24 protein-coding genes are annotated in these 14,122 nt (G+C 40.9%); 18 read left to right on the top strand and 6 right to left on the bottom strand.

The window, feature by feature from the left end; translation table 11 throughout:
- Positions 1-21 precede the first annotated feature (21 nt).
- The 5 genes from AY607_RS06455 to AY607_RS06435 form a co-directional block, all read right to left on the bottom strand.
- On the bottom strand, positions 22-501 hold the full coding sequence (locus AY607_RS06455; protein ID WP_005221888.1) for a hypothetical protein: 480 nt from the start codon (positions 499-501) through the stop codon (positions 22-24).
- A 59-nt stretch (positions 502-560) separates the two neighbouring features.
- The gene (locus AY607_RS06450) at positions 561-1,508 is read right to left on the bottom strand and encodes a helix-turn-helix domain-containing protein (RefSeq protein ID WP_064102106.1); all 948 of its coding nucleotides are present in this window, start codon (positions 1,506-1,508) and stop codon (positions 561-563) included.
- Complete coding sequence (locus AY607_RS06445) at positions 1,505-2,278, bottom strand: phage antirepressor KilAC domain-containing protein (RefSeq protein ID WP_064102105.1); 774 nt, start codon at positions 2,276-2,278, stop codon at positions 1,505-1,507. The genes AY607_RS06450 and AY607_RS06445 overlap by 4 nt, the downstream gene beginning before the upstream one ends.
- A 49-nt stretch (positions 2,279-2,327) precedes the next feature.
- Positions 2,328-2,561, bottom strand: a complete 234-nt coding sequence (locus AY607_RS06440) for a hypothetical protein (protein WP_227509966.1) — start codon at positions 2,559-2,561, stop codon at positions 2,328-2,330.
- 62 nt (positions 2,562-2,623) lie between these two features.
- A complete protein-coding gene (locus tag AY607_RS06435) occupies positions 2,624-2,812 on the bottom strand; it encodes a hypothetical protein (protein WP_064102103.1) in 189 nt (62 codons plus the stop codon).
- Positions 2,813-2,917: 105 nt separating this feature from the next.
- On the opposite strand from AY607_RS06435, the gene AY607_RS06430 reads away from it, so the two are divergent.
- From AY607_RS06430 to AY607_RS06360, 15 genes are all read left to right on the top strand, one after another.
- Complete coding sequence (locus AY607_RS06430; protein ID WP_064102102.1) at positions 2,918-3,598, top strand: XRE family transcriptional regulator; 681 nt, start codon at positions 2,918-2,920, stop codon at positions 3,596-3,598.
- Positions 3,599-3,619: 21 nt separating this feature from the next.
- Positions 3,620-3,811 carry a hypothetical protein gene (locus AY607_RS06425; protein WP_064102101.1) on the top strand — a complete coding sequence of 64 codons (192 nt, stop codon included), beginning with the start codon at positions 3,620-3,622 and terminating at the stop codon, positions 3,809-3,811.
- Positions 3,795-4,097 (top strand): hypothetical protein, encoded by a 303-nt coding sequence (locus AY607_RS06420; RefSeq protein ID WP_064102100.1) that lies wholly within the window; start codon positions 3,795-3,797, stop codon positions 4,095-4,097. The genes AY607_RS06425 and AY607_RS06420 overlap by 17 nt, the downstream gene beginning before the upstream one ends.
- A gap of 91 nt (positions 4,098-4,188) precedes the next feature.
- The gene (locus AY607_RS06415; RefSeq protein WP_064102099.1) at positions 4,189-5,136 is read left to right on the top strand and encodes a hypothetical protein; all 948 of its coding nucleotides are present in this window, start codon (positions 4,189-4,191) and stop codon (positions 5,134-5,136) included.
- A complete protein-coding gene (locus tag AY607_RS06410) occupies positions 5,111-5,566 on the top strand; it encodes a hypothetical protein (protein WP_064102098.1) in 456 nt (151 codons plus the stop codon). The genes AY607_RS06415 and AY607_RS06410 overlap by 26 nt, the downstream gene beginning before the upstream one ends.
- A gap of 225 nt (positions 5,567-5,791) precedes the next feature.
- Positions 5,792-6,034: a hypothetical protein gene (locus tag AY607_RS06405; protein WP_064102097.1), complete on the top strand. Its 243-nt coding sequence runs from the start codon at positions 5,792-5,794 to the stop codon at positions 6,032-6,034.
- A complete protein-coding gene (locus tag AY607_RS06400; RefSeq protein ID WP_064102096.1) occupies positions 6,031-6,420 on the top strand; it encodes a hypothetical protein in 390 nt (129 codons plus the stop codon). Before AY607_RS06405 ends, AY607_RS06400 begins: the two co-directional genes overlap by 4 nt.
- 25 nt (positions 6,421-6,445) lie before the next feature.
- The gene (locus tag AY607_RS06395) at positions 6,446-7,525 is read left to right on the top strand and encodes an ATP-binding protein (RefSeq protein WP_064102095.1); all 1,080 of its coding nucleotides are present in this window, start codon (positions 6,446-6,448) and stop codon (positions 7,523-7,525) included.
- Between the two features lie 9 nt (positions 7,526-7,534).
- Positions 7,535-7,867 carry a hypothetical protein gene (locus tag AY607_RS06390; protein WP_064102094.1) on the top strand — a complete coding sequence of 111 codons (333 nt, stop codon included), beginning with the start codon at positions 7,535-7,537 and terminating at the stop codon, positions 7,865-7,867.
- A gap of 13 nt (positions 7,868-7,880) precedes the next feature.
- Entirely contained in the window at positions 7,881-8,105 is a 225-nt protein-coding gene (locus AY607_RS06385; protein WP_064102093.1) for a helix-turn-helix domain-containing protein, read from the top strand.
- A gap of 55 nt (positions 8,106-8,160) precedes the next feature.
- Positions 8,161-9,024: a hypothetical protein gene (locus AY607_RS06380; protein WP_227509956.1), complete on the top strand. Its 864-nt coding sequence runs from the start codon at positions 8,161-8,163 to the stop codon at positions 9,022-9,024.
- A 226-nt stretch (positions 9,025-9,250) separates the two neighbouring features.
- Positions 9,251-9,496 carry a hypothetical protein gene (locus AY607_RS06370; RefSeq protein ID WP_064102090.1) on the top strand — a complete coding sequence of 82 codons (246 nt, stop codon included), beginning with the start codon at positions 9,251-9,253 and terminating at the stop codon, positions 9,494-9,496.
- Positions 9,489-9,845, top strand: a complete 357-nt coding sequence (locus AY607_RS06365) for a hypothetical protein (RefSeq protein ID WP_064102089.1) — start codon at positions 9,489-9,491, stop codon at positions 9,843-9,845. The genes AY607_RS06370 and AY607_RS06365 overlap by 8 nt, the downstream gene beginning before the upstream one ends.
- Positions 9,842-9,997, top strand: coding sequence for a hypothetical protein (locus AY607_RS15110; RefSeq protein WP_205630798.1), 156 nt, complete (start codon positions 9,842-9,844; stop codon positions 9,995-9,997). The genes AY607_RS06365 and AY607_RS15110 overlap by 4 nt, the downstream gene beginning before the upstream one ends.
- A 128-nt stretch (positions 9,998-10,125) precedes the next feature.
- Positions 10,126-10,344: a hypothetical protein gene (locus tag AY607_RS06360; RefSeq protein ID WP_227499332.1), complete on the top strand. Its 219-nt coding sequence runs from the start codon at positions 10,126-10,128 to the stop codon at positions 10,342-10,344.
- Between the two features lie 93 nt (positions 10,345-10,437).
- On the opposite strand, the gene ybaK is transcribed toward AY607_RS06360, so the two are convergent.
- The gene (gene ybaK, locus AY607_RS06355; RefSeq protein WP_064102088.1) at positions 10,438-10,905 is read right to left on the bottom strand and encodes a Cys-tRNA(Pro) deacylase; all 468 of its coding nucleotides are present in this window, start codon (positions 10,903-10,905) and stop codon (positions 10,438-10,440) included.
- A 925-nt stretch (positions 10,906-11,830) separates the two neighbouring features.
- Here ybaK and aroQ point away from each other — a divergent pair.
- From aroQ to accC, 3 genes are read left to right on the top strand one after another with little or no spacing between them, the layout of a single operon-like run.
- Positions 11,831-12,286, top strand: a complete 456-nt coding sequence (gene aroQ / locus AY607_RS06350) for a type II 3-dehydroquinate dehydratase (protein WP_064096126.1) — start codon at positions 11,831-11,833, stop codon at positions 12,284-12,286.
- Between the two features lie 16 nt (positions 12,287-12,302).
- Positions 12,303-12,719 carry an acetyl-CoA carboxylase biotin carboxyl carrier protein gene (accB, locus tag AY607_RS06345; protein ID WP_064096125.1) on the top strand — a complete coding sequence of 139 codons (417 nt, stop codon included), beginning with the start codon at positions 12,303-12,305 and terminating at the stop codon, positions 12,717-12,719.
- Positions 12,720-12,737: 18 nt separating this feature from the next.
- Positions 12,738-14,102 (top strand): acetyl-CoA carboxylase biotin carboxylase subunit, encoded by a 1,365-nt coding sequence (gene accC / locus AY607_RS06340; RefSeq protein WP_064096124.1) that lies wholly within the window; start codon positions 12,738-12,740, stop codon positions 14,100-14,102.
- Positions 14,103-14,122: the final 20 nt, after the last annotated feature.

The following is a 14,122-nucleotide window of genomic DNA, read 5'->3' as shown; positions in this document are numbered from 1 at the left end:
GCAGTGTCTTGTTTAGGTCTTTCACGACACGTCCCCAAAATCAAAAGCTGACTGGTGAACAGCAGGCTGACGATCCAGGAAAGGTCTGGTCATATCAGCTAACAAACGCTGCTCTTCTGCTTCAACCAGTGGCATGGCATTCATAATATTGCGGTACTCACGGTTACTCAGGCTCTGCTCATTGGCTGGCAGGGTGATATACAGCACCTGGTCTTCAGTCATATCCACAAACTTTAAAATCATCTTGCGACGTGACAGGTTTTTAGTGCCGGCATTGAACCAGTTCTTGATTCGGCTTAATTTAATCAGACCGCAAAACTCATTTGGATCTTCACAGTGATGATGAACAGGACGTGGTTTAAAGTTTGGCCCAGGTAATTCAGTGATCTTCCCCTTGTACCCCTTTAGCATTTCATCCAGTGCACGACGTTGCGCCTGCTTCTCTGAATAATTCCCCACGTAACGTGCCGCTTTTTGTGCTTCTATGTGCTGTAAAGTCATCTCAATTCCCCTCGAAGATGCTTAATTAATTTTTGATAGAGATCCTGAACCTGCCTGTGTTATGCAGCGATATCAGGTAAATCCCCATTAAATCCAACCTGTTTTAAATACTTTTCCCACTTCTTCGCCTGGGCCGGATCTTTCAGTTTCACGGCGATACGAGCAGCAAGTTTTTCGTAAGATTCACCTGGTTCACTGAACTTGCTTGTGAACTCGGGATGCTGAGAAAGTTTTTGAGCGAAAGTAAAAATCTGTTTTTCAGAAAGCTGATCGGTTTTTTGAGATATACCTGCAGGTTTTTCAGAATTCGGTTTACTCGAGTATTTGGTTTTGAATGAGTTGATCACCCAGTCAGCGAAGTGATAAATCATCAGCTCATCGCTCATTGGTTTTTCAGCGTTGTAACTTTCAAAGGCACGTTTTTCACGTTCAATCCATTTCGAATTCACGATGATTTCAAAATCGATACTGTCATCGGTCAAAAACATTTCTTCACGAAGTTTGTTAAAACAAAACCATGATTTTTTATTTTTAGATTCTATTGATAGATTCTTTGAAAGATTCCGTGTCCCAACGTTGGGACTCTTTCCACGGAACGTTGGGACTCTTTCCGCGGAACATTGGAACTGTTCCGTTGTTGGGACTGTTCCAAGATTGGGACCCTTTAAATCCTCGTTTTCAGCGTTAAAGGATTCCATTGTTGGGACTGTTTCACGGCCATTTACACCCATCAAACGATAGACTTTGACCTGCTTGGTTCTGCCCTTTCTTTCACCAGTATCTTCGATCAATCCATCCTGAATCAGCTCATCAATAATTTTGAGCACAGTCTTGCGATCCATCTCTGTATCTTCCACCAGACGTGCAATACTCGGATAAGCACAGTGATCTTCACCTGCTCGGTCAGCCAGTGACAGAAGGACCAATCGCTTAAGAGGTTTAGTACTCCCGCCAGGCTTTTGTTTCTGGCGCACTTTCCATGCCCAGGTGGTTGCGTCTAAACTCATGCAGCTACCTTTCTATTTTTGTTGACCAACCCAGTAATGCGGGTCAGACCAAATGCAGTAACGCGCATATGTAAGAAAACGCGTTCTTTCCCATCAATGCGATTCACGATCACTGGTGATGTACGATTGGTGAATACCTTATTCAAAACGTATTGAGCATGCGGCTGCAGCTTGCGATCCGCATCCCGATAGATCCATTTTTTGTCTATCAGAAGTTTGATTAGATCGGATTCACGGATGCCGATGGTTTTCGCACAGTCCCGCAGACAGTAGGTATTGGTGGTGTCCGCTATGGTGTCGAGTGCTTCAGCCTTAGGTGCTAACTCGGCAATTTGCTGTTGTGCCAATTGCTTGGCTTCAAATTGTTCTGCCCAGGCACGTGCTGCAGCAGCGGGATCAGTGAAGTCTGGAAGTAGTGCAACGGATTGTTTGAGTGCTTCTTCCATGGCAGTCATACGGTCAAAAACCAGAGCTTGTAACTCATAGCTGTATGACATGGCCAAGAGACAGGATTCACGTTTTGGAAAGCGGTAGCATGGATATGTACGACCACGCCCGTCCTGGTAACTTCCAATAAATTTTGGAGATTGATTTTCACCCAAAACCTTAGGTACCTTTACCATAAAACTATCGTGACGAAGTTCGACATATGGCTTTTCTGCAGTTGCAACTTCTTTGCGGTGATTGTTAATAAATTCAACAAGTTCCACTGATGACATGGTCACTGGCTGTGTGGTATTATTAGGCTGAATTTGCGGAATTGAATTCATCGTTTTAATCTCCAGAGATTGAAACACTTAAAAAGCCTGATCTCGTAAATCAGGCTTTTTCTTTGTCTGAATAGTCGATCCGTTCGGATTGTTCCTTTTGTTCGAATAAGTCAAAGCGTTCTCTCGGTATTCCTGTTACCTGTGACATAAGATTCTTATCATCTTCACAGCGCTTCATATCCAACATGGCTAACCACCTTAAATACTGGCTATTTGACCAACCACGTTCATATGCCTCTTTCGCAATATGCTCCGCTACCTGTTCGGGCAAATGTGTTGGCATACACACAGTTTTTTTCCCGAGAGTCAGTAGAGACTCTGATTTTTTTCTAGTCATGATTATTCCTAGGCTGAAAGTGCTTTTCGGTCGGCCTTTAATGCGCCACGTGTCAAAATTTCAAATGATGCTTGGGTGCGTGGTGGAATACCGTTTTTTTCCCACAGCGTTATAGTTGAACGAGCAGCAGAAATTTTTTGGGCTAGTTGTGACTTATTTTTTACTTCATAAAAAGAGATTAGCTGATCAACAGTCATATTCAAAAACCTGAACTAATTAGTTTTATTAATTGAACTATACGTTCAGGTAATTGTCAATTTATTTGTTCATAATTTTGAACACAAATAAGCGAGATTTTTCCCATGTACCAATCTGTATCAGACCGAATTCAACAACGCATGGCTGAGCTTAATCTTTCACAAGCAGACTTAATGCGGTCCACTGGTGCGGCCCGAGGAACGGTTTCCGGTTGGGTGAATGGCAGTAATAACCCTAGCGCAAAACATATTGAGGCCTTGTCCAAAGCATTAAAAACTACTTCTCATTGGCTTTTAACCGGGGAATTTTCTGGTTCTTTTCATGCAGACCAAGTGTTGGAAACAGTAGCTGTTAATGATGACATTCGTGATCATTTTGTTTGGATCGAGGTAGTTGAAGCGAATTTTTCATGTGGTGAGGGTGAATCTATTGAATTTCACTTCGATGCTATAAATGGAAAAATTCCCTTTCCACCTTCTTTTTTAAAAGATAAAAATGTCACAGAACAGACCATGAAAATAATAAAAGCCAAAGGTGACAGCATGGCTGATTTTATTAAAGATGGTGATTTGGTGGGTATCAACCTTTCCCAAACAAATATTATTGATGGTGAGATCTATGCCGTCTATCTTGCTGGCGAGGGAATGATTAAGCAGATATTCAAAGAAGCTGACGGCTCCTTAATTCTTCATAGTCTTAATGAAAAGTATCGAGATAAGTTGGTGACAGAAGAGAATGGCAAAAACTTTAAAGTAATGGGCCGTCAAATATGGCGTGCCGGATAATTAAATTATTAAGGAAATTAAATGGACAACTCTCAACTATCTATCAATCAAATTATTGAAGCTGCTACCAATAATGAAAAAATTTCTCTATCTGCCCCAGATGTAAAAATCTTAGCAACAGAAATTGGAAGTACAAGATTTGTTTCTGTTTATAGCAATGAACAAATTATTAAGTTAGTTGAAGAAGGAAAGCATAATGATCGCAACACTTAATAAATCCAAAACCGCACTAACGATTAGTCGTCAAGAATTTAAATTGGCATTAGATAAAATTGGCACAGGAATTGATAAACAAATAGCCTCGCTTAAAAAAGCCAAACAAAGCTATGACGCTGCGGAAATGGCGCACGAGGTCATTAGTGAAGCAAATATCTTCGAAGCTATTATTGAAGGCTTTAACGAAGCAGAAGAGACTAATCTAAAGCTGACTGACATAACCAATCTTGGAGTAGCACAAGGATGGATAGATGAATTTTTAGAAAAGTATTCAGGGGAATAAACCCTCAAATCATTTTTTGTTGGCTGGATAAATAAAACTGCGAACCCGACGCAGCACTTTGATCGGGGGTTAGATATTTAGGGGATTCAAAATGGCTATCGCAAAATTACGTGCATTTGAAATAATTAATTCAGACGTTAATAAAAAACAATCGGATCTGGGTGAAAAATTAAGAGTCAAGCTACAAACATCTATAGCGGTTAATGAAAGGCGTATGCTTCTCAATGCAGAAGATCCGCAAAAAGAAGAAGATTTAATATCTGATTTTGCAAAAAATAGCTCTACTGGAGATCCTATTTTCTGCACTATGCTAAGAGTAGCTTTGGGAAATAATGTTCAGCATATTGATGGCACCTTGTTTTCTAAGAAACATTTCACAATTGCTGATCTAAATAGCAGTGTCGTGAATGCTGAGGCAATCTATAAAAACCATTATTATTTTTCAGTAAATAATAATTTCCTCATAACAAATATGCCGGGTAATTTAACAATTACTCGCTTACAAACTTATCTGAATTGGTTGTTAAATGATTTGTATGAGGTAAACCCTTTGGTGGCTGAGGATGCGATGCCTGAACTATCAAACATTAAGGATATTACTGTTAGGGATCCAGTTACCGGGGGGAATATTACCCCTAATGCAGCCAAACCCACATTTGGCAAAACATTCAATATTGGGAAAGTTGCATTAGATTTAGTTAAAGGAGCCCTAAACGACACTAAGGATATATCTGACCATCAGCTTGAACAGATGATCTCAGCAAAACTGGTCATTGAGTTTAAAAAGCCTAAAAAAGATGATGATGAACAGATTAGAAGAGCATTTGGTGCACTATTGAAACCTGTAGCTGACTTGGATAACTTTGAATTTCTAACTAGAAATAATAAAAAAATTATCAAAGGTAAAAAAATATTAAGAACAAAAGAGGTTACTATAGAAACTACAGATACAAACCTATTCAACGAGGCTCAGCTATCACAAGAGATGAATAGATTTATTAGAGAATTGGAAAATGAACGTAAAAAAGCTACTGCTTAATGTTTCACTTTTTTTGGTGATTTCAGTTGCCGTAGGCTCTCTTGCGTCAAAATCCCCTGATTCCTCTCTTTTAAATACTATTTATACGGTTGCTGGGATCATGTTTTCAATCGGCATGGGTATCTTATGCACACTCAATCCAGATAGGGTAAAAAATGATGCTTATTACAAAGCAATTAAGTCTAATTTATTAGATGTTAGAAACTCATATCTGGTGTACTTTTTTATAATATCTGGCATGTACTTAACATACCAAATTTTTCCAACTGCGAGCTTTGTTTTAGAATTAAGTAATTTAGAAATAGTTTTTAATCTAGCTTTTGCTGCTATGTTTTTAAATATTCTTGGAATTTTATATTTTATTGCCAACTTTATGGCAATACAAAAACTAGGATTGAACATTTCTGATCGGACAAGAGGTCTGGATTAACACTTCCCGATCCAACTCCAAACAACCCACCCCAGCGGTGGGTTTTCTTTTGTCTATTAAAACACACAGTTCAATTAATTGAATATCTTTTACATTATTTATTGAACATATTATTGACATTTTAGTTCAATTAATTGAACATATATCTCATGGCAAACAAAAAGCCCCAGCGTAGCGCGAACTACCTGGAGCGTGACCCACAATCTAACTGTGAGTGAAATAAGTATGAAACAAAACCCTATTCAAAGCAACTTGCCCGACTTTGGCACTTCTCGCCAAACGTCCGAGCGTTTGTACCAGCACCCTGAATCAAAGTCAGTAGGGAAAGAAGTCGCATCAAATGTGGCTGCCTGGATGCTTGTACTTTCGGTACTTCTTGGTCTGGCAGTAATGGTTCTTCATGCATCAGACAAAGAAGCTGCGTATCAAGCCGAAGCAATCGCCAAAGCTGTAGGAGAAGCGAAATGAAATTTGCAGAACACATCGACAGCTTCCAGCAGGAAGATCCGAATTTTCTAACCTACCACTGTGAACGCTACCGTGTGGGTACAGATCGCCCAGTGACTTATGTGCTTAAGCGCAAAAGCAGTGTAAATGCCCATAAAGCTGGAAACATCGCAGGCTTCGAAGTTCATAAACAAGCGATTGACGGCAGCATGACGCTAATCAATCTGGCTGATCAAAAAGAATGGCTAGTCAAGGCACTGAACCAAGCCCGCCAACCAATTGTAAATGCGCAATTGCGCAAAAAAAGTGAGATACGCACCCAGGCACATGAAACACGTGTGAACTCAGGTTTTTATGGTTCGAATGAGTACCGCGACTGGGCACGTCGCTACCGTTCAGCACATTAATTTTTGATTTTTTGAGGGAAAAGTCATGACAAACGTATTTTTTAAACCGGCTCAACGTAAAAATGCAAAGTTACGCTTAGCTGTCTCTGGTCCTACTGGTGCGGGTAAAACCTATGGCGCTTTAATGCTGGCCAAAGGTATTGGCGGTCGTATTGCCGTGGCAGACACTGAAAACAGTAGTGCTGAACTGTATGAAGATATTGTTGCATTTGAACATGCAAATTTACAGCCTCCTTACACACCTGAAAAATTCATTGATGCAATCAAAGCAGCTGAAGCAGCAGGTTTTGACACTTTAATCTTGGACAGCATTACCCATGAGTGGTCGGGTGTGGGTGGTTGTTTAGAAATCGTAGATAAGTTGGGTAGCACAACGTTCCGTGGCAACACTTGGGGAGCGTGGAGCGAAGTCACACCACGTCACCGTAAATTTATCGATGCGATGTTGCAGTCCAGCATCAATATCATTGTGACCTTGCGCTCAAAAATGGAAACCGTGCAAACCAACAATGGCGGCAAGAAGAAAGTTGAAAAAGTGGGTATGAAAGCAGAACAGCGTGAAGGTATTGAATACGAGTTCACCACGGTTCTGGATCTTACTCATGAAAACCTAGCCATTGCCACTAAAGACCGTACACGTTTATTCATTGAACCAAGACCGCTGACTGAAGCCGATGGTATAGCACTTAAGCGGTGGCTGAATTCTGGTTCTGCTGATGCATGTATCGACGGTAATCAATTTTTGGAACTTCAATATCTCATGCAACAGGCAGGCATTGATATTGAGAAGTACTGCGCAAAACGTGGATTGAATAGTCTGCATGACGTTCAACAACAAAAATTTGAAGAAACCTGTGAAGGGATCCGGGGAATCATTGCCCAGAAGTCTAGTCAAGCCGCTGCACAACAGCAAAGCACACAAGGCACACCTATAGACGACTTGAAAAGTCGTTTCAACGAGGCACTGAAAACATTACCTCAGGTTGAAGACATTCATGTCTTAAGTGGTGCTCTAGAAACTTTCCGAAACTCTGAGTTTTATCCAACGATCTTAAAGACATGTAAAGCACGTGCTGATCAGTTGGGCTACGAATTCACTGGCTGAGAATAAACAATGCAAGACGCAAAAATTGAACAAAAAGGTATGACCTACTTCAATCATTTACCAGATCCCACCAAGCCGGTGGGGTCGATTGACCTGACCATGAGAAAGGCATTCTTTGCGTTTTTACTCAATGATCAGTACCGCATTTTAAGCGTCTGTAAAAAGAAAAAGATTGTGACCTTTGTACACCCTACCCGTGGCCAAGTCACGATCACTTCTTCAGAGCACCTCAATGCGGAAGGAAAAAAGCGTTACCAGGTATTTTTTAAAGTTTATTTCAAACAAGGCTCGGCCTTTATTAAAAAGTTGAATTCACAAATTCGCGTCATTCAAACGTCTTAAGGGGAAATACAGCATGGTTGAGAAAAATTTGTTGACGATTAACAAGGAAGAACTTGAACACATCGTTGAAATCAGTAGAGGGGATGCATTCCGCGCTGTGGTTGAGCAAGTTGAAGCACATTTATTGTCGATGACTCTGGTTCAGACACGTGGCAACCAGACACTTACTGCAGAACTATTGGGTTTGAACCGGGGTACGCTGCGTAAAAAATTAAAAAATCACGGCATGTTGCACTAATTTTCTATTCTGGACTCCGCTCATGACAAATATTAAAGACCTTAACAGCTTAAAAATGGACAAAAACCTTGGCAAAGTGTTCGATACATTGGCCAATGATCCTTTTGGTTTATCTGCTGCACAAATTGCCAATAATTCAAAAATGTCATTAAAGACAGTTAAAAACTGCCTTGCTGTCTTGTTGCAAGACGAAAAAATTCACCTGGATGAGTTAGGTGTCTATCACACCACCCCAAAAGCCGATCAAGTACATGCTGAGCCAGTAGTTCAAAAAGAAACTCAGTTGGCAGTTAGTGCAAATACAGGCAAGGTCATGGAAGTAGCTAAGGACCAAGCCAAAGTTGATGTTCCTACTCCTCCAGCAACTCAGGTCGTTGGCGTAGAAGGTTTTGATGCCAAAATCACGCCAACCAACCTACTCGACATCATTCCAGGAACCCCTTTCAAGATAGAACAACCGTTATCCGAAACCACTCCAGATGAAAGCAAACCTATTCGTGCACGAATTATTGAGTGTATTAAATCAGAAAGTCACGGTGCCAAGCCTGCAACAGTCGCTACTGCCTTAGGTCTTACTGCCCGTCAGGTGCGTAATTCTTGTTATTCACTTGAAAACCTTGGTTGCTTACGCTCAGAAAATTCAGGTGATGAACGTACATTTTTCTATGTAAAAGATATCCCTCGTGTACGTGCTGAACCCCGCATGAGTAAAGTCTCTACTTCTAAAAAGGAAAAAAATGCCAAGTCTCCATTCGATAACTGGGTCGAGCATCGTGTGGTTGAAACTAAAACCGTAAAGCTTACCGAAAACCAGCTGGAACAAGTGCTGAAGCATGTATTCAAAATGGACAATGTCACCTTTCTGACTCCACTGCCAGATCCATATGTGGTGGAACTCAAAATGGAGGTGGTTCGTTGAAGCACGGGACGATCTCTACATATACAAACCATGGGTGTCGCTGCGATGAATGTCGTGCAGCGAACACTAACTGGAAGAAGTTGTATGAATGCGGACTGGTTGAAAAAAGACAACGTAAACACGGCACAATTAGCATGTATAACACTGGCTGTCGTTGCCCTCAATGTATCTCAGCATGCCGTGCTTATGCCCGTGCTCGGTATCAAAAATTAAAACAGGTGGCTTGATGGAAATTCAGAAAGAGCGGTGTGTAAATACAGGCAACTGGATTGAAATGTGTGAATTTCTTAGTGAAGTCACTCGCAATCATTATGGTGATATTCAGGGTCAGATCATGAGTATGCGGGAAGTTAATTCATCTCGACTTGAAATAGTGGCGGGTCGATTCAAAAAGAATCGTGTTGCTTTAAATTACTGCCCTTTTTGCGGTGTGGACATCATTACTCAGTACAAGGAATTAAGTAATGACTGAAGTTCAAAAATCTATGCACTGGCTACTTAATGCGAATACAGGCATGTCGAGTAAGTGTCTGATGGCAACACTGCTGAATGATGGTCCAGTGGCGGGCAAAGCATGGGAAACCAATTTTCACCCACATGATCCGGCTGACTTTGAACGCTGCGTAGGATTACTTAATGCGGTACCGGAGTTTCGTGAACGTCTTGGCCAGATGAAAGCAGTCTCTAAACATTGGGCTGTTCTGGTTGATCACTGGGATGAAATTGAGACTCTGTTAAATGAAGAAGTTAAACAGCGTTTTGCCCCTAAAACCTACGATCTTATGAAGTCGTTATTTAAAAGTATCGAGGTGTCTGAGTGAGTATTCAGATTGTTCAACCTACACCATACGATGATGATCAATTTCTGTGGTGTACCACCTGGTGTGAAAAAAAAGGTTTAAACCCATACGATGAAAAGAATTGGGCAGCTGCTAAAGCGGAATATCTAAAGACTCAAGGAGGACAACAGTGACTGAATACTGTTTCATCTGTAAAAAGTTCACGGTTCATTGTGATGTGTTTTGTTCAATTTGTGGATTTAAGTGAGGTGTTATGAAAGCTAATACTGAGTATGAGTTGCTCCAGGCAATACATAGCGAGATGCAGGAGCTTAGAAAAGCACTTAAGGCAAGCAGTGAGCGTCGCATCGGCCGGATCGAGTTTGCTAAATTACTCAATATCGAACCTGAGACACTGGATTCCAGAATTCGAGACGGTCGCTACATGAAACCGCATAAGGATGGAAGGAAGAGTTTCTGGCTAAGTTCCTATGTTCAATCTGTCATTCTTGATATAGAGTTAAAAGATAAAGTCGCCTAGAGCGACTTTATCTTTTTTAGGTGTTTCATTTTGTGAGTATCATTGTGAGTAACCCTTAAAACCAAGAGCCAAATCTCAAGTTTTAAAACCTAATTATTCATCTACAATATCGGCGAATTTTGCACCCAAAATTAGTGCTAAATCTTGCGGACTTAATCCAATATCTAACCCCCTTTTCCCACCACTTACATACATTTTTTCAAGCTGACTAGCACTACTACAAATCACTGTTTTTAAACGTTTCTTCTGTCCGACCGGGCTAATCCCACCCACTAGATAACCAGTCAAGCGTTCTGCCTGTTTAGGATCTGCCATTTGCAGTTTCTTGCAACCTAAAGCTGTCGCTACTTTTTTCAGATTTAACTGATGATGCACAGGTAAAATTGCCACAAAATATTGTTTTTCATCCGTCACCAGTAAGGTTTTAAAGACTTCTTCTACAGAAAGCCCCAATTTTTCAGCAGCCTCCAGTCCAAAACTTTTGGCATTGGCATCATGTTCATATTCGTGAATGCTGTATTCAATTTTATTTGCTTTTAACAATTTACATGCAGGGGTCATGGAAAGTCTTATGGGTGATGAGGAATCATATGATTATATAAATATTGGTTTGAGAAGTTAAATCAGATGAACTAACTAATTTGCTTTACGGCTTTCATTTTTTAGTCAGTCAGTGTGTCTATCAGCTCTTTTTAAGTTTTTATTGCAAAGATGGAGATGAGCAAAATTACAGCAAATGTATGCGTTTTTGCCACTATCTAAGCATTAGAGGGGTCATTTTTTCACTGCAAGAAAATATCAAGATGAACACATTCGTCACTTCATCTATCTTAAAAATAGGAAGTACATATTCCAAGTATCTTCTATTAAACCTGCCGAGATATCAGCTTTATATCTCGGCAATTAAGTACATCTTGAAATCATATTTATGATGCTCAACTGAACTTACAGAAATATGACAAATTTTTGAATCTTGGAAAAAGATGCAGAATTCGCATTAAGTAAAATCCATTAAAACATTGTCTTATTTTAAGTTTTTTAAATTTCATCACATGACTAGAAGGGAATCATCACTTTTATTTAAAAGAAATGAGCAGAAAAAAATTTTACATTAAGCTGAGGTTTTTTTACCGGATTCAACTCACATATAGCATTCAAATTTGTCAGGAAAAAGCTGTTTAAAATTAAAAATATCGCTAAAAGTAAGAATTTAGCGTTAACATGAAGATACAGTTACACAAAGGATATTAACTGTTTTTGCCAATTGGGTTTACAATGAAAATAATATGAACACCTCGCGAATTGTAATTTTTTAACATTGCCAAATCTCTGCAAAGTTTTCATTATAGCGCCACTGTTTGCTATATGCTTTCTACGTCAATTCAAAGAAATTATAAATAGTAATGTAGAAAATCATGCAATAATAAGCAGAGTTTGCAGCCATCTTGCAAACAAAACCCGATACTTTTTAATTGGAGCATGCTGGATGAGTTCGACCATTTTGGTTATTCATGGACCGAATTTAAACTTGCTTGGGAAGCGCGAACCGGAAGTTTATGGTCACCTTAGTCTTGATGATATTAACCAGCAACTGACTGTCCAGGCTCAACAGGCCACATTACAACTTGAAACTTTCCAGAGCAACTGGGAAGGTGCCATTGTTGACCGAATTCATCAGGCCCAGCAAGACGGCGTTCAATACATCATTATTAATCCGGCAGCATTGACCCATACCTCTGTTGCGGTTCGCGATGCCCTCCTTGGCGTCGCCATTCCTTTCATTGAAGTCCATCTGTCAAATGTGCATGCACGTGAGGCATTCCGACATCATTCGTACTTGTCCGATAAAGCCATCGGTGTGATCTGTGGTCTGGGTGCAAAAGGCTATGCTGCTGCCCTGGATTATGTCATTGAAAAAATACAATCTTCTACACAATCTTAATTAGGAATACTGTCTCATGGATATCCGTAAAATCAAGAAACTCATCGATTTGATGATTGAATCTGACTTACAGGCGATCGAAGTTAAAGAAGGCGATCAATCGATTGCATTAACTCGTCGTAATCCAGTGGTTGCAGCAGCTGTTCCTGCTATGCCTGCACCCCCAGCCGAAGCGCCAGCAGCAAAATCTCCTCGTGGTGCAGTTGAAACTTCGCCAATGGTCGGTGTGTTCTATGCTGCACCAAGCCCAGGTGAACCGACATTTGTTAAAGTTGGACAGACCGTTTCTGCAGGCGATACGCTCGGTATTATCGAAGCAATGAAAATCATGAACCCGATTGAAGCCACTCAAAGCGGTGTGATTGAAGAAATTCTGGTGAAAAATGGTGAAGTGATTCAATTCGGTCAACCACTTTTCCGCTACCGCGCTTAATCACCCCGGGGATTTATAATGTTGCAAAAAGTTTTAATTGCAAACCGTGGTGAAATTGCGTTACGCATCACCCGGGCTTGCAGAACTTTAGGGATCAAAACTGTAGGTGTCTATTCTGATGCAGACAAGGACCTAATGCATTTGCGTTTCTGTGATGAAGCAGTATGCATTGGCCCAGGTGCGAGCAGTGACAGCTACCTGAATATTCCAGCGATTATTACTGCTGCCGAAATTACCGGTGCAGACGCTATCCATCCTGGCTATGGCTTCCTCGCTGAAAATGCAGAATTTGCCGAAATCGTAGAAAATTCTGGTTTTATCTTTATTGGTCCACGTCCTGAACATATTCGTTTAATGGGGAACAAAGTTTCTGCGATTATGGCCATGCGTAAAGCCGGCGTCCCGACTGTACCGGGTTCAGCCCATGCAGTGACCCCTAACAATGCCTTGGCTGAAGCGAAAGAAATCGGTTTCCCGCTGATCGTCAAAGCTGCTTCTGGCGGTGGTGGTCGTGGTATGCGTATCGTGGAAAATGTCGATACCCTACTCGAATCAGTTCAGGCTGCACAGCGTGATGCGGAAATGTGGTTTGGAGATGATACGGTCTATATGGAACGTTTCCTGCAAAAGCCACGTCATGTCGAAGTACAAGTACTCGCCGATGGTAATGGCCATGCGATTCATCTGTATGATCGTGACTGCTCGCTGCAGCGCCGCCACCAAAAAGTACTGGAAGAAGCTCCAGCACCAAACTTGCCAGAGCAAGCACGTGCTGACATTCTGGAAGCTTGTGTGAATGCATGTAAGCTGATGCAATATCGTGGTGCGGGTACCTTCGAATTCTTGTTTGAAGATGATGAATTCTTCTTTATTGAAATGAATACGCGTGTTCAGGTTGAACATCCAGTGACTGAAATGGTTACGGGTATCGATATTATTGAACAACAATTGCGTATTGCGGGTGGTTTAGGTCTCGATATCCAGCAAGAAGATGTCAAGGTTTTGGGGCATGCGATTGAATGCCGTATTAACGCAGAAGATCCCTCTACCTTCTTACCTTCCCCAGGCAAGATCGAAAACTTTTATGCACCAGGTGGTGCGGGCATTCGCCTGGATTCGCATGTTTATCCAGGTTATAGCATTCCACCCTATTATGATTCGATGATTGCGAAACTGATTGCACATGGTAAGGATCGTGAAACGTCTATTTCGCGCATGAGAAATGCTCTGGACGAAATGATTCTGACTGGTGTGAAAACCAATATTCCTTTACATAAAGATTTAATCCTTCAAGACAAGAACTTCTGCAAACAGGCAATGGATATTCATTATCTGGAAAAACATTTGTTAAAGCAGCTTGAAAATCCTGAAGACAATGCCTAAAACCAAGCTTATAAATAACC

The sequence above is a fragment of the Acinetobacter sp. SFA genome, assembly GCF_001647535.1.
Classification (GTDB): domain Bacteria; phylum Pseudomonadota; class Gammaproteobacteria; order Pseudomonadales; family Moraxellaceae; genus Acinetobacter; species Acinetobacter pecorum.
This window is presented reverse-complemented; position numbering and strand designations above follow the sequence as displayed.